Origin of the sequence: Comamonas sp. 26, from assembly GCF_002754475.1 — a bacterium.
In the GTDB taxonomy this organism is placed as follows: domain Bacteria; phylum Pseudomonadota; class Gammaproteobacteria; order Burkholderiales; family Burkholderiaceae_C; genus Comamonas.
Genome location: NZ_PEFL01000001.1, coordinates 1791384 through 1810626, shown reverse-complemented (window position 1 = coordinate 1810626; position 19243 = coordinate 1791384). Strand labels below are relative to the sequence as shown.

Annotated in this window: 17 protein-coding genes; 14 read left to right on the top strand and 3 right to left on the bottom strand. The window is 59.4% G+C overall.

The annotated features are described in order from the left end of the window. Positions 1-21 precede the first annotated feature (21 nt). From CLU84_RS08395 to CLU84_RS08350, 10 genes are all read left to right on the top strand, one after another. Positions 22-1725, top strand: a complete 1704-nt coding sequence (locus tag CLU84_RS08395; RefSeq protein WP_099736806.1) for an electron transfer flavoprotein-ubiquinone oxidoreductase — start codon at positions 22-24, stop codon at positions 1723-1725. 514 nt (positions 1726-2239) lie between these two features. Continuing rightward, complete coding sequence (locus CLU84_RS08390) at positions 2240-3208, top strand: ABC transporter substrate-binding protein (protein WP_099736805.1); 969 nt, start codon at positions 2240-2242, stop codon at positions 3206-3208. Between the two features lie 121 nt (positions 3209-3329). Further along, positions 3330-4214 (top strand): ABC transporter permease, encoded by an 885-nt coding sequence (locus CLU84_RS08385; RefSeq protein WP_099736804.1) that lies wholly within the window; start codon positions 3330-3332, stop codon positions 4212-4214. Between the two features lie 24 nt (positions 4215-4238). Further along, complete coding sequence (locus CLU84_RS08380; protein WP_099736803.1) at positions 4239-5033, top strand: ABC transporter ATP-binding protein; 795 nt, start codon at positions 4239-4241, stop codon at positions 5031-5033. A gap of 538 nt (positions 5034-5571) precedes the next feature. Beyond that, positions 5572-7047: an amino acid permease gene (locus tag CLU84_RS08375; RefSeq protein WP_099736802.1), complete on the top strand. Its 1476-nt coding sequence runs from the start codon at positions 5572-5574 to the stop codon at positions 7045-7047. Between the two features lie 177 nt (positions 7048-7224). Then, positions 7225-8598, top strand: a complete 1374-nt coding sequence (locus CLU84_RS08370) for a DUF1329 domain-containing protein (protein ID WP_099736801.1) — start codon at positions 7225-7227, stop codon at positions 8596-8598. A gap of 147 nt (positions 8599-8745) precedes the next feature. After that, positions 8746-10422 carry a SulP family inorganic anion transporter gene (locus CLU84_RS08365; protein WP_099737942.1) on the top strand — a complete coding sequence of 559 codons (1677 nt, stop codon included), beginning with the start codon at positions 8746-8748 and terminating at the stop codon, positions 10420-10422. 79 nt (positions 10423-10501) lie between these two features. Next, the gene (locus tag CLU84_RS08360) at positions 10502-11299 is read left to right on the top strand and encodes a GGDEF domain-containing protein (protein WP_099736800.1); all 798 of its coding nucleotides are present in this window, start codon (positions 10502-10504) and stop codon (positions 11297-11299) included. Positions 11300-11303: 4 nt separating this feature from the next. Next, positions 11304-12155, top strand: coding sequence for a MinD/ParA family protein (locus CLU84_RS08355; RefSeq protein WP_099736799.1), 852 nt, complete (start codon positions 11304-11306; stop codon positions 12153-12155). Between the two features lie 50 nt (positions 12156-12205). Next, the gene (locus CLU84_RS08350) at positions 12206-12979 is read left to right on the top strand and encodes a sulfurtransferase (RefSeq protein ID WP_099736798.1); all 774 of its coding nucleotides are present in this window, start codon (positions 12206-12208) and stop codon (positions 12977-12979) included. Between the two features lie 137 nt (positions 12980-13116). Here the strand turns inward: CLU84_RS08350 and CLU84_RS08345 are convergent, their stop codons facing one another. The 3 genes from CLU84_RS08345 to CLU84_RS08335 form a co-directional block, all read right to left on the bottom strand. Next, positions 13117-13671 carry a flavodoxin family protein gene (locus CLU84_RS08345; protein WP_099736797.1) on the bottom strand — a complete coding sequence of 185 codons (555 nt, stop codon included), beginning with the start codon at positions 13669-13671 and terminating at the stop codon, positions 13117-13119. A gap of 170 nt (positions 13672-13841) precedes the next feature. Then, positions 13842-14249 carry a DoxX family protein gene (locus tag CLU84_RS08340; protein WP_099737941.1) on the bottom strand — a complete coding sequence of 136 codons (408 nt, stop codon included), beginning with the start codon at positions 14247-14249 and terminating at the stop codon, positions 13842-13844. Between the two features lie 61 nt (positions 14250-14310). After that, the gene (locus tag CLU84_RS08335) at positions 14311-15012 is read right to left on the bottom strand and encodes a pirin family protein (RefSeq protein ID WP_099736796.1); all 702 of its coding nucleotides are present in this window, start codon (positions 15010-15012) and stop codon (positions 14311-14313) included. Between the two features lie 123 nt (positions 15013-15135). Here CLU84_RS08335 and CLU84_RS08330 point away from each other — a divergent pair, with 123 nt between their 5' ends. The 4 genes from CLU84_RS08330 to trmB all read left to right on the top strand — a co-directional run bounded on the left by CLU84_RS08330 (position 15136) and on the right by trmB (position 19194). Next, on the top strand, positions 15136-16074 hold the full coding sequence (locus CLU84_RS08330; protein WP_099736795.1) for a LysR family transcriptional regulator: 939 nt from the start codon (positions 15136-15138) through the stop codon (positions 16072-16074). Positions 16075-16207: 133 nt separating this feature from the next. Continuing rightward, positions 16208-17320 (top strand): NAD(P)/FAD-dependent oxidoreductase, encoded by a 1113-nt coding sequence (locus tag CLU84_RS08325; RefSeq protein WP_099736794.1) that lies wholly within the window; start codon positions 16208-16210, stop codon positions 17318-17320. A gap of 33 nt (positions 17321-17353) precedes the next feature. Next, complete coding sequence (gene gluQRS, locus CLU84_RS08320) at positions 17354-18418, top strand: tRNA glutamyl-Q(34) synthetase GluQRS (protein ID WP_099736793.1); 1065 nt, start codon at positions 17354-17356, stop codon at positions 18416-18418. Positions 18419-18447: 29 nt separating this feature from the next. After that, entirely contained in the window at positions 18448-19194 is a 747-nt protein-coding gene (gene trmB, locus CLU84_RS08315; protein ID WP_099736792.1) for a tRNA (guanosine(46)-N7)-methyltransferase TrmB, read from the top strand. The last annotated feature ends 49 nt before the right edge of the window (positions 19195-19243 follow it).

The window sequence follows — 19243 nt, the reverse complement described above, 5'->3', positions numbered from 1 at the left end:
TATTCAAGCGAGACTATCCCGATGACGAACGATGAAATCCTGGCCCAATACGGCCCGCGCGAGGCCATGGAATATGACGTGGTGGTGGTTGGTGGAGGCCCCGGCGGCCTAGCCACCGCCATCCGCCTCAAGCAGTTGGCGGCTGAAAAAGGTCAGGATGTTTCGGTTGTCGTTCTGGAAAAAGGCTCCGAGCCCGGCGCGCACACACTATCGGGTGCCATCATGGACCCCCGTGCCCTGACCGAGCTGATTCCCGACTGGAAGGCCAAGGGCGCCCCCCTGAATCAGCCCGTGACCGAGGACGCCATGGTGTTCCTGGGCGAGAAGGCATCGCTGCGCACGCCCAACTGGCTGCTGCCCAAGTGCTTCCACAACGAAGGCAACTATATTGTTCGCCTGGGCTTTGTCACCAAGTGGCTGGCTGAACAGGCTGAAGCGCTGGGCGTGGAAATCTTCCCCGGCTTCACCGCCGCTGAAGTGCTCTACAACGAAGACGGCTCTGTCAAGGGCGTGGCCACCGGCAATATGGGCATCAGCAAGGAAGGCGAGCCCACGGGCGACTTCCAGCTGGGCATGGAGCTGCACGGCAAGTACACGATTTTTGCCGAAGGCGCACGCGGCCATCTGGGCAAACAGATCATCGCCAAGTACTCGCTGGACGCCAATCGTGACCCGCAGACTTACGGTCTGGGCATTAAGGAACTGTGGGAAATCGACCCCGCCCGCCATAAGCCCGGCATGGTGGTGCACACCGCTGGCTGGCCCATGAAGAGCGACACCTACGGCGGCGCCTTCCTGTACCACCTGGAAGACAATCTGGTCACGCTGGGCTTCATCACGGGTCTGGATTACTCCAACCCTTATCTGTCTCCTTTCGAGGAAATGCAGCGCTGGAAGACCCACCCCAACATCCGCTACTACCTGGAAGGCGACGAAGCCAAGGGCATCAAGCCTGGCAAGCGCATCTCCTACGGTGCCCGCGCCATCACGGCCGGCGGTATCTCCAGCCTGCCCCGCTTCGTGTTCCCCGGTGGCGCACTGGTGGGCTGTGAAGCGGGTTTTCTCAACGTCAGCCGTATCAAGGGCAGCCACGCTGCCATCAAGACGGGCATGCTGGCCGCTGAAGCCGCGTATGCCGCGCTGGTGGCGGGTCGTCAGCACGACGAACTCAACTCCTACACTCATGCGTTTGAAAACAGCTGGCTGTATGAAGAGCTGTGGAAGGCGCGTAACTTCAAGGCCTGGTTCAAGAAGGGCCTGACCACCGCTTCGATCATGAACGGCCTGGAGCAATTTGTGCTGCGCGGCAACATCCCATGGACGCTGCACCGCAACAAGCCCGACCATGCTTACCTGAAGCCCGCTGCCGAATGCACCCCCATCGAGTACCCCAAACCCGATGGCAAGCTGACCTTTGACCGCCTCTCCAGCGTGTTCATCAGCAACACCAACCATGCGGAAAACCAGCCAGCGCACTTGACGCTCAAGGACGCAAGCGTCCCCGTCAACGTGAATCTGACCAAGTTTGCCGGCCCCGAGCAGCGTTACTGCCCCGCTGGCGTGTACGAGTTTGTGGAAGATGTGGCCGACGCTGGCAAGCAGCGCCTGCAGATCAACGCCCAGAACTGCGTGCACTGCAAGACCTGCGATATCAAGGACCCGACCCAGAACATCGTCTGGGTGACACCGGAAGGCGGCGGCGGCCCTAACTATTCGGGCATGTAAGCCGCTCTGAATTTCATCAAAAAAGCCTGCACGGGTCATCCCGTGCAGGCTTTTTTGTGGCTAAAACAGGGTTCAGAGCAGATCAACAACGAATTTACATGCGCCAAGGCACTGGCCTGCCAAAGTTTTACATTCAGCCAAAACCGTAGCACTCGCTGCTTGCTGCGGCGATGAAGGCACTGCTGCGCAATCCTCAAATCCAGACCTTCCGCGCAGATTTCAGCAGCCAGGCCACCTTCAGCGCAGGAAAAATGCAGCAAATGAAGCCATAAAAGGCACAGGCGACGCAATATTGCGCGCCTTTCAACTTCATTACCGCACTCTTAATCTAATCATTTAGTGCTTTGCGCAGCTTTCATGCCATTTTTTCGCAATCCACGTATAGGGATAAACAGGGTTATCGCAAGCGAGAAGACAGGCAGGTCAGTGAAGTAGACTTTCCCGCGAGGCGCTGTGTCTTCAAGCACTGCTGCCTTAATTCATCTGAAACTTACAACAAACGCTGGAGATACACATGAAGCAGCTGTCCTTGGCACGCATGGGCGCACTGGCCCTGGCAATTTCCGCCATGACGGGCGCCTACGCCGCCGACACCAAGTCCGTGGCCGTGACCGCCATTGTTGAGCACCCTGCTCTGGATGCAGTGCGTGACGGCGTCAAGGACGCCCTGAAGGCCGCCGGCTACGAAGACGGCAAGACCCTGAAGTGGCAATACCAGAGCGCTCAAGGCAACACCGGCACGGCCGCCCAGATCGCCCGCAAGTTTGTGGGTGACAAGCCGGATGCCATCGTTGCCATCGCCACGCCTTCCGCTCAGGCCGTGATCGCTTCGACAAAGACGGTGCCCGTGGTGTTCTCCGCCGTGACCGACCCCGTAGCCGCCAAGCTGGTGCCTAGCTGGGAAGCTTCCAAGAACAACGTCACCGGCGTGTCCGACCTGCTGGCTCTGGACAAGCAGATGGACCTGGTCAAGCAGGTCGTGCCCAATGCCAAGCGCATCGGCATGGTCTACAACCCCGGTGAAGCCAACTCCGCCGTGGTCGTGAAGGAGCTCCAGGCTCTGCTGCCCAAGCTGGGCTGGACACTGGTGACTGCCGCAGCGCCCCGCTCGGTGGACGTTTCCAGCGCAGCCCGCTCGCTGGTTGGCAAGGTCGATGTGATCTATACCAACACCGACAACAACGTGGTGTCGGCCTACGAGTCGCTGGTCAAGGTCGGCCAGGACGCCAAGATTCCTCTGGTGGCTTCGGACACTGACTCCGTCAAGCGCGGTGCTGTGGCGGCCTACGGCATCAACTACCGCGACCTGGGCGAGCAAACCGGCCGCATGGTCGTGCGTATTCTGAAGGGCGAGAAGGCTGGCGACATCAAGCCTGAAGTCTCCACCAAGATGGAACTGTTCGTGAACCCCGGCGCTGCTGAAAAGCAAGGCGTGAAGCTGTCTGACGCTCTGGTCAAGGCTGCAGCCACCGTGGTCAAGTAAATCCCGGTCTGTGACTTGCGCTGCAGCCACCATGGCTTGCAGTGCCAGCACAGCGGCAGGTGCCGTGGCGACATGGCCCTGCCGATTTTTTTAGACGTCTGCCGCGCCTGTCGCTTTCTTTATGTCTTTATTTTCCATTCTCGGTGCCATTGAAATTGGCCTGATCTTCAGCCTGGTGGCGCTGGGCGTCTTCATCTCTTTCCGGTTGCTGCGCTTCCCCGATCTGACGGTCGATGGCAGCTTCCCGCTGGGTGGTGCCGTCTGCGCCATTCTGATTTCCACGGGCACCAACCCCTGGCTGGCCACGCTGGCCGGTACGGCTGCGGGCGCTGTGGCAGGCTTCATTACGGGCTGGCTCAACGTCAAGCTCAAAATCATGGACCTGCTGGCCTCCATCCTGATGATGATTGGCCTGTACTCGATCAACCTGCGCGTCATGGGCGGCCCCAATGTGCCGCTGATCAATGAGCCCACGCTGTTCACCATGCTGCAGCCCGAGAGCATTGAAGACTATGTGATGCGCCCCATCATCTTGCTGGGCTTTGTCATCGTGGCCAAGCTGGCACTGGACTGGTTCTTTGCCACCGAGCGTGGCCTGGCCATTCGCTCCACGGGCTCTAACGCCCGCATGGCACGCGCGCAGGGCGTCAACACCGGTGCCATGATTTTGCTGGGCATGGCGATCTCCAACGGCCTCGTCGGACTGGCTGGCGCGCTGTTTGTACAGACACAGGGCGGCTCTGACATCTCCATGGGCATCGGCACCATCGTGATTGGTCTGGCTGCAGTGATCGTGGGCGAAACCATTCTGCCTTCGCGCAAGATCATCTGGGCGACGCTCGCCGTGGTGATTGGCGCCGTGGTCTACCGCTTCTTCATCGCCGCCGCGCTCAATATCGACGCGATTGGCCTGAAGGCACAGGACTTGAACTTGGTGACGGCGGTGCTGGTCACCATCGCTCTGATCATTCCGCAAATCAAGAAAAAGCTGAGCAAGCGTAAATAAAGAAGAAGGACTGCGGAGAACACCATGCTGAACGCACAAAACCTCGAACTCACCTTCAACCCCGGCACGCCGATTGAGACGCGCGCCCTGCGCGGCCTGTCGCTGTCCATTCCTGATGGCCAGTTTGTCACCGTCATCGGCTCCAATGGCGCGGGCAAGTCCACATTTTTGAACTGCGTCTCTGGCGACCAGAGCGTGGACAAAGGCAAGATTGAAATCGCCGGCATCGACATGACGCGCATGCCCGTCTGGTCCCGCTCCAAGCAGGTCGCCCGCGTGTTTCAGGACCCTATGGCCGGTACTTGCGAAGACCTGTCCATCGAAGAAAACATGGCGCTGGCGCATGAGCGTGGCAACTTTCGCGGCCTGTCCAAGGCCGTAAAGGCCGCCAACCGCGATCTATACCGCGAACGCCTGTCCACGCTGGGCCTGGGCCTCGAAAATCGCCTGTCCGACCGCATCGGCCTGCTGTCTGGCGGCCAGCGCCAGGCCGTGAGCCTGCTGATGGCTGCGCTGCAGCCCTCGCGCATTCTGCTGCTCGATGAGCACACGGCCGCGCTGGACCCGCGCACCGCAGACTTTGTGCTGCGACTGACCGACCGCATCGTGCAGGAAACCAAACTGACCACCATGATGGTCACGCACAGCATGCGTCAGGCGCTGGATGTGGGCACGCGCACCGTCATGCTGCACCAGGGCAATGTGGTGCTGGATGTGAGCGGCGAAGAGCGCGCCAAGATGGATGTGCCTGACCTGCTGCACATGTTCGAGAAGGTTCGCGGCGAAAAGCTGTCGGATGATGCATTGCTGCTGAGCTGACCGAACAGCGGATCGCAATTCACCGCAATCCATTTGCTATCAAAACAGAAGCTGCTAGCGCTTTATCCATAAGCGCTAGCAGCTTTTTCATTCAAAACCGACAATTATTGCCCGGTGATAAAGTTAATTTAACTTTATAAATTGACGAAATGACTAACAAATCAGCCTAAACATCAACATTCAAGAACTTCAGCAGCCAAAGACCCGCCCAACAAAGACTACGAATTGACGAAGGTTTAAGGATATTTGAGAAAACCGCTAAATTCTCAGTTATTCGATAAAAATCAATAACTTAGGAATTCAAACAAGTGGCAAACACCAACATCCCCCGCGCCTGCTGCACAGTGCAGGCGCAAATCGCTCACAATCGGCACCCTGTCGGCAGCCTCTGAGGACGATGCATGTCATCGCGCATCACGCTGACCGCGTTGATATCCGGGTCAACCGGGCATCACAACGCCACTCAAAACATGAAGCAACGGCTTGTACGCAAGCCACTTTCCACCTGCTTCGTGCGCTGCAAAAATCAGAATCTCTCATGAGCGATAGCCAAGCAAAAACTGACAACGGTGGTTTGCACCGTTCCCTCAAGGCCCGCCATATGTCGATGATCGCCATCGGCGGCTCCATCGGCACAGGGCTCTTCGTGGCCTCCGGTGCCACCATCTCGCAAGCCGGCCCTGGCGGCGCCCTGCTGGCCTATATGGTCGTCGGCCTGATGGTCTACTTTTTGATGACCAGTCTGGGCGAAATGGCCGCGCACATGCCCGTGTCCGGCTCGTTTGCCACCTATGGTGCCAAGTATGTGGACGAAGGCTTTGGCTTCGCCCTGGGCTGGAACTACTGGTACAACTGGGCCGTGACCATTGCGGTCGATCTGGTGGCCGCACAGCTGGTCATGGCCTACTGGTTCCCCGGCACCAACGGCATGCTCTGGAGCGCCCTGTTTCTGGCGCTGATGTTTGGACTCAACGCTCTCTCAGCCAAAGGCTTTGGCGAGTCAGAGTTCTGGTTCGCTGCCATCAAGGTCACTACGGTACTGGTCTTCATCGGCATTGGTGTGCTGATGATTTTTGGCATTTTGCAAGGCGGTGCGCCCGAGGGTTTCTGGGGCAATGTCGCCAACTTCACCGCCGGTGATGCGCCTTTTGCAGGCGGCTTTGCCGCACTGATTGGCGTAGCCATGGTGGTGGGCTTTTCGTTTCAGGGCACCGAGCTGATCGGTATCGCCGCAGGCGAATCGGAAGACCCGAGCAAGAACGTGCCCAAGGCCGTGCGCAAGGTGTTCTGGCGCATTTTGCTGTTCTACGTTTTCGCCATTCTCATCATCGGCCTGCTGATTCCATACACCGACCCCAAGCTGCTGCGCAACGATCTGGGCGACATTGCTGTCAGCCCCTTCACCCTGGTTTTCGAACGTGCAGGTCTGCTGGGCGCTGCTGCCGTGATGAATGCCGTGGTGCTGACTTCTGTGCTGTCCGCCGGTAACTCGGGCATGTATGCCTCGACCCGCATGCTGTACGCCATGGCAACACAAGGCATGGCACCCAAGCTGTTTGCCAGAGTGAATTCTCGCGGCGTGCCTGTGATGGCTCTGATTGCCACCACGCTGATCGCCGCCATGTGCTTCTTCACCAATGTCTTCAGCCCCGAAGTGGTCTATATCTGGCTGCTGAACCTGTCAGGCATGTGCGGCTTTGTGGCCTGGCTGGGCATTGCGATCAGCCACTACCGCTTCCGCAAGGGCTGCGAAGCACAGAACTTCGACTTGAACCAGCTGCCCTACAAGGCGGCGGCCTTCCCTTTCGGCCCCATCTTTGCCTTTGTGCTGTGCCTGGTCATCACGCTGGGCCAGAACTATGAAAACCTGATCAAGGACCAGATCGACTGGATCGGCGCCATCGCCACCTATATCGGCCTGCCTTTGTTCCTGGCCATCTGGTTTGGCTACAAGTGGGTCAAGGGCACCAAGATCGTCAAATACGAAGAGATGGATCTGCGCGGCTCGGATTAATTTTCAGCCCGCTCTTTCTTCAAAAGGCAGCTCCGGCAACGGCGCTGCCTTTTTTATTGACACAGATATGAACCTTTTGATTAGTCTTATCAGACGATTCATGACATGACAAATATCCCTAGAATTGATCCATCACAGGCAACGACCTGCATGGATTTTTAGAGGGGGAAGAGAGCGATGCAAGATAAAAAAATGAGCGCAGCCCTGATGCTTTGCATGGGTTTGATGGCCGGAGCCGCCTTTGCCAAGGTGCCCGCCGCAGAAGCCGACAAGCTGGGCAAGGAGCTGACCTGCACCGGTGCCATCAAGGCCGGCAATGCGGATGGCAGCATTCCCGCCTTTACCGGAAAAATTCTGGGCGTGCCGCCCGGCGTGAAGTTCACCAAGTCGGTGGGCAAGTTCCAGCCTGATATCTACGCCAATGAAAAGCCTGTCGTAGAAATCACGGCGGCCAATATGGCCCAGTACGCGGACAAGCTCAGCGACGGCCAAAAGGCCCTGCTCAAGCGCTTCCCCACCACCATGCGCATCCCCGTTTATCCGGGTCACCGCGACTTTCGCTATGACGACGAAATCTGCGCGGTGATCAAGCGCAACGCACTGGAAGCCGAAGTCGTCAATGAAGGCAATGGCGTCAAGGGCTTCATGGGTGCACTGCCCTTCCCCATTCCCAAGACTGGCCTTGAGCTGTTCTGGAACAACCTGATCCCCAGCCGTGCCAGCACCGAAGAGGTGGAGCGTGACATGGCTCTGGTGGGTGCAGGGGGCGATATTGCCTGGGGCCGCACCAGCTACATTCAGCTCAGCCGCTATGACTCCAAGGAAAATCTGGGCAAGCCCAACGATGGCAAATACGCGTATGTGACCAACTTCTCGATGCTGCCCGAGCGCGAGAAAGGGGGCGTGATTCTGTCGATTGAGCCCATGAACTTCGGCACAGACAAGCGTCTGGCCTGGGCCTATGACCCCGGCACACGCCGCGTGCGCCAGCTGCCCGAGTTCGGCTATGACCAGCCCTCCCCCGGCACCAGTGGCAAGGCCACCATCGACTCAGAGCGCCTGTTCAACGGCGGCTCCGAGCGCTATGAGTGGTCCATGCAAGGCAAGCGCGAGATGTACATCCCTGCGAATACCTTCCGTATCAACCAGCAAATCAAGTACGCTGACCTACTCAAGCCCGGTCACCCCAATCCGGCCTACACCCGCTACGAGCTGCGCCGCGTCTGGGTGCTGGAAGGCAAGCTCAAGCCCGGCTACCGCCATGTTTACTCCAAGCGCGTGATGTTCATTGATGAGGACACAGGCCACGCCGTCTCGGGTGACTTCTACGATGCACGCGGCCAGCTGTGGCAGCACGGCGAGATCAACTACTACTATGCCTACGACATTAAGAAGTGGCATGCAGGCACCTCGTTCTACTACGACTTGAATGCGGGCTCTTATGTCAGCATGAATCTGGTGCAGGAACGCCCCAAGGCTCCGATTCTGGGCAAGGACAACCTCAAGCCCAGCCAGTACACCCCCGAAGCGATTCGCAATCTGGGTAACTAAAAATAGACCGGTGGATCAACCACTGCGCGCACCACACCGAAAGGTGGGAAGAGAGGCCTTGAGCCTCTCTTTTTTTAATCTCATCAAAACAATCAGCGGCTAAGCTTCAGGGGTCTTTCGTGATTTCATTCGCGGACAATGACCCCCATGCAATCTTTGGCCCGCTGGCTCCCTTTTCTCAATTGGCCCAAACCCACATCCGCCCTGCTGCGCGGTGAATTCTGGGCGGGCCTGACTGTCGGTCTGATGCTGCTGCCGCAAGGCGTGGCCTATGCAGCGCTGGCCGGCATGCCGCTGATTACGGGCATTTACGCCTCCATCATTCCGGCGGCCATTGCCGTGCTGTTCAGCCCCTCGCCCCGTTTGGGCGTGGGTCCCACCGCTCTCAGCGCGCTGCTGATTGGTGCATCGCTGACAGGTATGGCCGAACCCGGCTCCACCCAATGGGTGGCTCTGGCGGCATGGATGGCCATTCTTTCGGGCCTGCTGCAGTGGAGCCTTGGCATGGTGCGCGCGGGCTGGCTGCTCAACCTCGTCACCTCGCCCGTGCTGGCGGGCTTTACGCAAGCGGCGGCTTTGCTGATTCTGGCCTCACAGCTACCCACGCTGCTGGGCATGCGCTCGGACTGGAGCACGGTCTGGCATTCACCCTCGATTTATCTGTTCAGCGGGCAATCTATCGCCTATGGCCTGTGCAGCATGGCCTTGCTGATGCTGGCCAAAAAATGGCGACCTGCTTTCCCCTCGGCCATTTTCATCATCGGGCTGACCGGCCTCATCAGTTGGGCAACAGGCTTTGCCGATGGCGGTGGCTCCGTCATCGGCCACCTGCCAGCTGGTCTGCCGCACTTTCAGTGGCCGGGCATACTGGAATGGGAGCAGTTTGCCGGACTCATCATGCCGGTTCTGGTCATTTCTCTGGTCAGCTTTCTGGAGACCGCCTCCAGTGCGCAGGTCGAGCACCAACAGGCAGGTACGCGCTGGAATGAAAATCAGGATTTGATTGCACAGGGGCTGTCCAAAATCAGTGCAGGCCTGTTTGGCAGCTTTGCCACCAGCGCTTCATTCTCGCGCTCGGCCGTCAACCTGCTGGCCGGCGCCAAGACGGGCTATGCCAATGTCTTTTCCATTTTGCTGGTCATTGTGGTGGTGCTCTGGTTCATTCCATGGCTGTACCACGTGCCCCAGTCGGCGCTGGCAGCCATTGTGATCACGGCGGTGCTCAATCTGGTCAAGCCCAGTGCCATTCTCAAGCTGTTCAAAATTTCAAGAGTCGAGGCCTGCATCAGCGTCGCTACGCTGGTGCTGACCATTGTCACCGCGCCGCGCATGTACTGGGGCGTGTTCGCCGGCATCATGCTCAGCCAGGCCTATTACCTCTACCAGCACCTGCATCCACGCATTATTGAGGTCGGCCTGCACCCCGATGGCAGCCTGCGCAGCCGCCAGCTCTGGCAGTTGCCGGTGCTCGCACCCCAGCTCATCGCCCTGCGCATGGATGCCGATCTGGACTTTGCCACCGCCACCGCGCTGGAGCGCTATGCCGCCGACGCCTTGCAGCAGTCCCCCCAGACCCAGGACCTGGCGCTGCTGATGCAATCCATCAACAGTATCGACATTACGGGTGTGGAAACTTTTGCCAGACTGGAGCGGCTCGTCGCTCTACGCGGCGGCTTGCTGCATGTGGTGGGACTGAAGCTGCCCGCAGAGCAACGCCTTCAGCGCGCAGGCCTGCTGGGCAGAAAAGGCAGTCCTGTGAGGCTGTACCGAACTGATGCCGAGTTTTTGCAAAGCCTTGGCAATTTCCCCACAAAGCTGACCTAAATCAACGCTACGGATAAACCTGCAGTTACAGAAAATCAAGGCGCACTGCTACACTAATAGCCATCATTGATAGCAAGTTGTGACCTCATCCGCACCTCATCAATCCGTGTTTCTGCGTGATCTGCGCCTTGCCACCGCCCATAATCTGGTGACACGCACAGGCGGCGACGAGATTCGCCTGCCCACGGACACTCCTACCCATTACCTGCAAGCACTGATTGACGGTCTGTGCGAGCTGTCTTTGCGCGACCCCCTCACGGGGCTTGCTAACCGCCGCCACTTCCGCACCGTCATCGAGCGTGAGATGGACCGCGTGGCACGCTCCGGCGAAACGGCTCTGCTGCTCATGCTGGACATTGATCACTTCAAGCAGATCAATGACACGCATGGCCACATCGCGGGCGACATGGTGCTGCAGTCTGTGGCGCAGACCCTTTCCGAAGGCATACGCCCCATGGACACGCTGTCCCGCTATGGCGGCGAAGAATTTGCCATTGTTCTGCCTGCCTGCCCCGCCCATCAGGGCCATGCAGTGGCTGAACGCCTGCGCCAGACCATTGAGTCCACGCCCGTCCGCATCTCCTCCGGCCAGGACCTGCACATGACTGTGAGCATTGGCGGTGTCTACGCCCAGCAATGGATTCGCAGCACGACCCAGCTATGGACAGAACGTGCCGACCGGCAGCTGTATCTGGCCAAATCAGCAGGCCGCAACTGCGTATTCATGGAAGATCCACCCGACAGTACCGTGAGTGCCGAGGAAAAAAGCCTGCTTTTCAGCCCTTTGCCTGCCGCCACCTTCGAGGAAAATGGCTCAGAGCACAACACAGCACCAGACGTATACACCGACGCCGAGCGCCAGGTCATAACGCCTTGAGACGATGGATACCTTGGTCACACTCCCCACACTGCCCGCACATATTTCCATGGAAGATGCATTACGGGCACCCAGCCGATCCAAACTGGCCCACATCATCGCTGTCACCAGTGGCAAAGGCGGTGTAGGCAAAACATTTGTTTCCGCCAACCTGGCTGCAGCCCTCACGCGCCACGGCTTCAATGTACTGGTGCTGGATGCAGACCTGGGCCTTGCCAACCTGGATGTGGTGCTCAACCTCTACCCCAAGGTCACGCTGCACGACGTATTCACGGGTCGTGCCTCGCTGGATGAAGCCATTCTGACCACCTCCGGCGGCTACTCCGTACTGCTGGCAGGCTCTGGAATGATCGAATACTCGCGCCTTACGCCCGAGATTCGCGCCCAGTTCATGCGCACCATAGAGACGCTGCGCCCCCGCTACGACATCATCTTGCTCGACACCGGTGCTGGCATCTCTGATGTCGTGCTGTTCTCGGTCTCCTTAGCCACCGAAGTGCTGGTCGTGGCCACGCCCGAGCCCACCTCGCTGACCGATGCCTACGCCGCCATCAAGGTTTTGGCGCTGCAGCAAAAGCGCCAGCAGGTGCGGCTGGTTATCAACCAGGCCCAGCGCCCCGGCGATGGCCGGGCCATTACCAGCCAGCTGCAACAGGTGCTCAACCGCTTTGTGACCACCGAGTCAGGCGAGCCGCTGCAGCTCACTCACTGGGGCGATATTCCGGTCGATTCTGCCGTGCGCGAAGCCGTGATGCGCCGGCAGCTGCTGCTGCAATCCATGCCCGGAGCACCCGCTTCTCTCGCAGTGGCACAGCTGTCCAATAAAATCAAGACAGCACTGACGGCCCCGGTCTGAGCTGCGTCACCCTCGACACAGCCGCCGAGCGGCCGCACCCGGATACCGACGTGGCCGACATACTCAACATTTCCTGCTACAAATTCACCCCCCTGCCCGATGCTGCTCAGCTACGCGAGACGCTGCATGAGCGCGCCCAAGCCCTGAACCTCAAAGGTACGGTGCTGCTGGCCGAAGAGGGCATCAACTTCTTTCTGGCTGGCCCGGCCGAAGCCGTCCACAGCTTTGTCGATGCACTGCGCCAGGATGAGCGCTTTGCCGACCTCGCACCTAAGGAAAGCTGGTCCGAGACCGTGCCGTTTCGCAAGATGCTGGTCAAGGTCAAGAATGAAATCATTCGCATGGACCACCCTACCATTCGTCCCGCTAATGGCCGCGCCCCATCGGTTGCTCCTGCCACGCTGCGCCGCTGGCTGGAGCAAGGCCACGACGACGATGGCCGCGAAGTGGTAACGCTGGACACTCGCAACGACTACGAAGTGGACGAAGGCGCGTTTGCCGGCACCGTGGACTGGCGCCTGACCAAGTTCACAGAATTCCCCCCGGCCCTGCGCGAGCACAAGGCCGAATTTGCTGGAAAAACCGTAGTCAGCTACTGCACGGGTGGCATTCGCTGCGAAAAAGCCGCCATTCTGATGCGCGATGAAGGTCTTGAAAACGTCTACCAGCTAGAAGGCGGCATCCTCAAATACTTCGAGGAAACCGATGGAAAGTTCTACGACGGCGGCTGCTTTGTCTTCGACGGCCGCGACTCGCTGAGCACCGATCTGGCGCGAACTGATCTGGTGCACCCTCGCCCCATCAAAAAACATCTGATGGAATAAGAGTCACGAGCACTCCGCAATCCACTATCAAAAACAAAGCAGCCAGCGCCTGTTCATACTCAGCTTCAGAGCTATTTCGCTCTGAAGCTCTTGCATGATAGGCGCTGGCCGCTTTGAATTAAATAGCGGATTAAAGCTTACTTGGCCCAGCGTGCAGCCGACTTGGCGACGCGGTCGCCAAACTGGCGTGCGGTTTCCAGATCACCCGCCGCCATTTCACCGGCCGATGCATCGGAAGGTGATTGCGCCATGGCACCGCTGAAGCTGCCCATCCAGTTCAAATCGTTGCGTTGCGCCGCCTTGGTGTTCGATGGCAACAGACCCAGACCCACCCACACGCCGCCATGCTGCATGGACAAATGGTAGAAATAATCCAGCGTTACCTGCTTGTCGCCCTGCACGCTGGCACTGTTGGTGAAACCGGCGAACAGCTTGTCCTTCCAGGCCTGCACAAACCAGGCCTTGGACGAGGCATCGGCAAACTTCTTGAACTGCCAGCTCGGTGCGCCCATATAGGTAGGTGCACCGAACACGATGGCGTCTGCCGCTGCCAGCAGCTCCCAGCCACCTTCAGGCAGATTGCCGTCGGCATCAATGGCCAGCAGTTGCGCGCCAGCGCCCTGCGCCACGGATTGCGCCATGCGCTGGGTATGGCCGTAGCCCGAGTGGTAGACCACAACGATATTGCTCATGATTTTTACTTTCTTACTCGCTTGAACTGGCGCGGGCATACCACCCTTCGCCGTAAATCTGTCTGCAACAAGGCCCGCCGGATTTTCACCCGACAGGCCTTGTTTACCTTGCGCAATAGCGTATCAAATTTATAGCTGCTTGCGCTCTCTGCATATGGGCTACAAGCTATTTATGCCTTGCGGCCATCCACGCTCCAGGCACCTGCACCATGGGCTGCATAGCCCAGCAAACCGCCGACGACGGCAATGTTCTTCCAGAACAGCAGCTGCTGCATCATGGCCGCCTCGGCGGGAACGCCCCAGAAGTTGTGGAAAAAGAAGCTGGCCACCAGCGTGAAGAAGCCCAGAATCAAAGCCGCCCAGCGGGTATGCCAACCCAGCAAGATGGCCAGGCCACCGGCAATTTCAATTACCAGCCCCAGACCGACAGCGACTGTCGGCATGGGCATGCCCACCGACGTGGCATAGCCCACGGCGCCGCCAAAGCCACTGATTTTTTGAATGCCAGCCGGCAAAAACAGCAAGGCAATCAGAATACGGCCTACGAGATCCAGCGGGTTCTTCAGTTGATTCAGCATTTCAAACTCCATTTCTTACGGCTCTGGGCCGCATTGATTTACTTTTGCACAAGCCCTGTGATCAGGGTTCCAGATCAAACACCAGAACTTCCGCAGCCCGGCCATTGGCAAGGCGCAGTTGCTCCTCATTTTCAATAAGCGCAGCGTCACCGCCTGTCAGGGTTTGTCCATTCACATCCAACTCCCCGCGAATCAGGTGTACATAGGTCTTGCGACCAGCGGGCAAAGCCATGTCGGCAGATTCAGCGCCGTCAAACAGACCAGCGAACAGTCGGGCATCCGCATTCATGGACACCGAGCCCTCTGCCCCGTCAGGCGAAGCCACCAGACATAGACGGCCGCGCTTTTCAGCGTCACTGAACGCTTTTTGCGCATAACCGGGCTCAACACCATTGCGGGCGGGCAGCAGCCAGATCTGCAAAAAGTGCGTGGTCTTGTCTTGGGCGTAGTTCTGCTCGCTATGCACCACACCCGTGCCTGCGCTCATGCGCTGCACTTCGCCGGGCAAAATGGGTTTTTCATGCCCCATGCTGTCTTTGTGCGAGAGCGCACCTTCGAGCACATAGCTGATGATTTCCATGTCGCGGTGGCCGTGAGCGCCAAAGCCGGTGCCGGGGGCAATGCGGTCTTCATTGATCACCCGCAGGTTGCCGAAGCCCATATACCGTGGATCGTGATAGCCGGCAAACGAAAAGCTGTGATAGGACTTCAGCCAGCCGTGGTCGGCATAGCCGCGTTCCTGGGATTTGCGCAGAGTCATCATGGTGCGTTCCTTTCGTTCAGATGGTTCGGTTTCTGTATGGCTCAACTGTAGAAGTTGCCGCCCGCGCTGTGGCTGAAGCCTGTTGATGGCATCATTCAAACTCTTTGAACCCTCTACCACCCCATGCCCAGCTCCCGCGATGTGCTCACCCCCGACAGCCTGGCCATGCTGCAGGCCATTGCTGAAACCGGCAGTTTTGCCGCTGCCGCCCGCTCTCTGGGTCTGGTGCCCAGTGCGCTGACGTACCGGGTGCGGCAGATTGAAGATGCGCTGGATGTGCTACTGTTTGACCGCAGCTCGCGCCATGCACAGGCCACCGAGGCCGGTCAGACCCTGCTGCACGAGGGCGCGCGCCTGCTACAGGAGATTGATGCCGTGGCCCACCGCGTCAAACGCGTGGCCACCGGCTGGGAGCCACAGCTGACCCTTGTGATTGATGGGGCCGTGGCTCGCACACCCATCTTTGAGCTGGTCGAAGCCTTCTACGCCCTCAACCCGCCCACCAGCCTCAAGCTGAAAGACGCCATTCTCAACGGCACGCTGGAGGTGTTGACCAGCGGCCAGGCCGATCTGGCCATTGGCGTGGCAGTCAACACCAGCAATGTCTCAGAGCTACAGACGCGCGAGCTGGGCGAAGTGGACTTTGTCTTTGCCATGGCCCCGCACCACCCGCTGGCCCAGTACGATGAACCGCTGTCTGATGAAGTGCTGCTGCAGCACCGCATGATTGCCGTGGCAGATTCTGGCGTGCGCAGCAAGACCAGCTACGGCCTTGTCAGCGGGCAGGATGTGCTGACGGTGGACAGCATGCACGCCAAGGTCGAGGCCCAGGTGCGCGGCATTGGCGCAGGTTTTTTGCCGCGCGGCATGGTGCAGACCTATCTCGATGCGGGCCTGCTCATCACGCGCCAGGTGCAGCGCGCAAGCCGCAATCTGCGCCTGCATTACGCCTGGCAGGGTGCCGCTCACCGCACGCCCGGCCGCGCCCTGCAATGGTGGCTGGAACAGCTGGAAAGCCCCACCACGCGCAAGGCGCTTATGGAAAACCATCACCGCCAATAAGTGCTGACTTGCTTGCAGCCCCGGCGCGCCGATGTAGAGTGAATTGCGATGCAACAATTCAGCAAAAGCAGCACTTGCTATCTTTAAAGTAGCTGCTACGCTAGAAGTCAAACGGTGTTGAAAAGGCTTTTACATGAACGCTTCCCGTACTCCTGCTTCCGCAACGGCCTCCGCTTCTTCTTCAACCACCTCCCGGCCTCGGCGCATCGCCGTCATCGGCGCGGGTATTGCAGGTCTGGCATGCGCCCGCACGCTGCTACAAGCCGGGCACGAGGTCCATGTCTACGAGCGCCTGACACAGGCCGGTGGGCGCATGCGATCGGTCAGCGGCCCTTATGGTAGCTTTGACATCGGAGCACAGTTCTTCACCGTGCGCGACCCGCGCTTTCAGAAAGTGCTGGACACCACTCCCGGCAATCTGCGCGCCTGGAGCCTGAACAACATACAGACGCGCAACGCCCATGGCCGCCGCATCGACAAACTGACCCCCGTGCGTGAGACCCATTGGGTCGGCATACCTGACATGCAATCTCTGCCACTGGCATGGGCCACACCGCTGTGGGAAGCCGGGAAGCTGCATCTTGGCCAGTCTGTCCGGGCCATGAGCCACCATATCGCCAACGGCAAAGGCCAAAGCCACCACCAGTGGTCTTTGATGCTGGACACCGAAGACCACGGCCCGCAAATTGCCGATGGCTTTGACTGCGTGGTGCTGGCTGTGCCCGCCCCAGTGGCCGTGCAACTGCTGCAGACCGCCCCGCAAGGCGCGGCGCTGGCCAGATCACTGGCCACCGTAGAAATGGCACCTTGCTGGGCCATGACTCTCTCTTACCCCATGGCCGCACAAGCGGGCCTGAGCACGCTGGGCCCGCAGTGGAATGCCTCGCGCAGCACACATGAGCGTATTTCATGGGTGGCCCGCGAATCGTCCAAGCCCGGCCGCGCACAAACCGAGCGCTGGACGATTCACGCCAACCCGCTGTGGTCTAACGAGCACCGCCATGACGACGCCACGCGCGTGCTCTCCAAGCTGCAAAAGGCCTTTGGCGAAATCACGGGCATTCGCGTCGCTCCCCGCCATGCCAGCGTCTACCTCTGGCAGAACGCTCAGACGCTGGCCCCGCTGGGCCAGTCCTTTGCCTATGACCGATCGGCTGGCCTGGCCCTGTGCGGCGACTGGTGCACAGGCGCGCGGGTGGAAGACGCTTTTATCTCCGGTCTGGAAATGGCTCTGGCACTGGTTTGAGAGCCGCATGAGGGGCGTAAGATTGCGTCCCTCATGACTTCGGCCACAGCTCCCACTTTCCCCTCTCAAAGCGCCTCTTCTTCAGGGCGCTATATTGGCAGATTTGCGCCATCCCCCACCGGCCCGCTGCATGCGGGCTCGCTGGTCGCAGCACTGGCCAGCTGGCTAGATGCCCGTGCGCATCAGGGCTGCTGGCTGATTCGCATTGAAGACATAGACCCGCCACGCTGCCAGGTCGGTGCCGATCAGGAAATTTTGCGCCAGCTGGCCACCTGCGGTCTGCATTCCGATGCGCCTGTGGTCTGGCAGTCGCAGCGCCATGCGCTATACGAGCAAGCACTGCAGCAGCTACAAAATCACCAGCTGGCCTACCCCTGCGGCTGCACGCGTAAAGACATTGAGGCCGCTTGGCAAGCTCAGGGGCTCACGCACGAGCGCCATGTAGAACGCCCCTACCCCGGCACCTGTCGCAACGGCCTGCATGGCAAACCTGCCAGAGCCTGGCGCTTTGCGCTTGAGAAGCAGATTGCTGATTTACATAAAAATAGGCCTCTAGTCCTTTCACATCAAGCGCAAGAAGCTACGCAAACCATAGCAATCGGCCAGCAGCAACTCGAATGCCATGCTCCCGTGCTGCACTGGCTTGATCGCAGGCTCGGTGCCCAGCAGCAAAATGTGCAGACCAGCGTGGGCGACTTTGTGCTGCGCCGGGCCGATGGGCTCTGGGCATATCAATTGGCCGTCGTCGTGGACGATGCAGAGCAAGGCATCACCGACGTTGTGCGCGGCGAAGACCTGACGGATAACACGCCGCGCCAGTTGCTGCTGCAGCAGGCGCTGGGCCTGCCCCAGCCGCGCTATCTGCACACACCGCTGGTGCGCATGGAAAGCGGCGAAAAGCTCTCCAAACAACATGGTGCGCCTGCGGTCGATGTCAGCCAGCCCTTGCGCGCCTTGAGCGACGCTGCCATGCAGCTAGGCCTGCCACAAGCGCCCATGACCACATCCCTCCATGACGAAAGCCCCGCAAGCGCCTTGCCTTTGGCACTGAGCTTCTGGGTCAACTGCTGGCGTCAAACCTACAATATTGCCCCGTGACTTCATCTATTCCAACCCCTACCTCCGATATGGCCGAAAACGTGCCCGCCGCTGACGCTTCTGCAGCACCAGCGCCCAAAGACCAGGGCCAGGCGCCTGAGGGCGTGGCCTACCCCAAGGTCATCAAAAGCTTTGTGCGCCGCGCCGGCCGCACCACCACTGGTCAAGCCAAGGCTTTTGAAGACCTGGGCCCGCGCTTTTTGCTGCAATACCAGCAAGCCCCTCTGGACGCCGCTGCCGCTTATGGCCGCGATGGCAAGCTGATTCTTGAAATCGGCTTTGGCATGGGTGAAGCCACAGCCCATATCGCCCGCGTGCGCCCCGACGACAACTTCCTGTGCTGCGAAGTGCACGAACCCGGCGTGGGCGCGCTGCTCAAGCGCATTGGCGAGCAAGATATCTCGAACATCCGCATCCTGCAGCACGACGCCGTGGAAGTCATAGACAACATGCTGCCCGAAGCATCGATTGATGGCGTGCACATCTTTTTCCCCGACCCCTGGCACAAGAAGAAGCACAACAAGCGCCGCCTGATCCAGAGCCCACTGATCGCCAAGCTGGCCGCCCGTATCAAGCCCGGTGGCTATATCCACTGCGCTACCGACTGGGAGCCCTATGCGGTGCAGATTCTGGAAGTGCTGAGCGCCGAGTCCACACTGCAAAACACGGCCGAAGCCTATGCTGAAAAGCCAGACTACCGCCCACTGACCAAGTTTGAGAACCGCGGCATTCGCCTGGGTCATGGCGTCTGGGATCTGGTGTTCAAGAAGAAGTAACCCCCTGAGGCGCTTTGCGCCTTCCCCCTTTCTCTACGCGCTGCGCGCT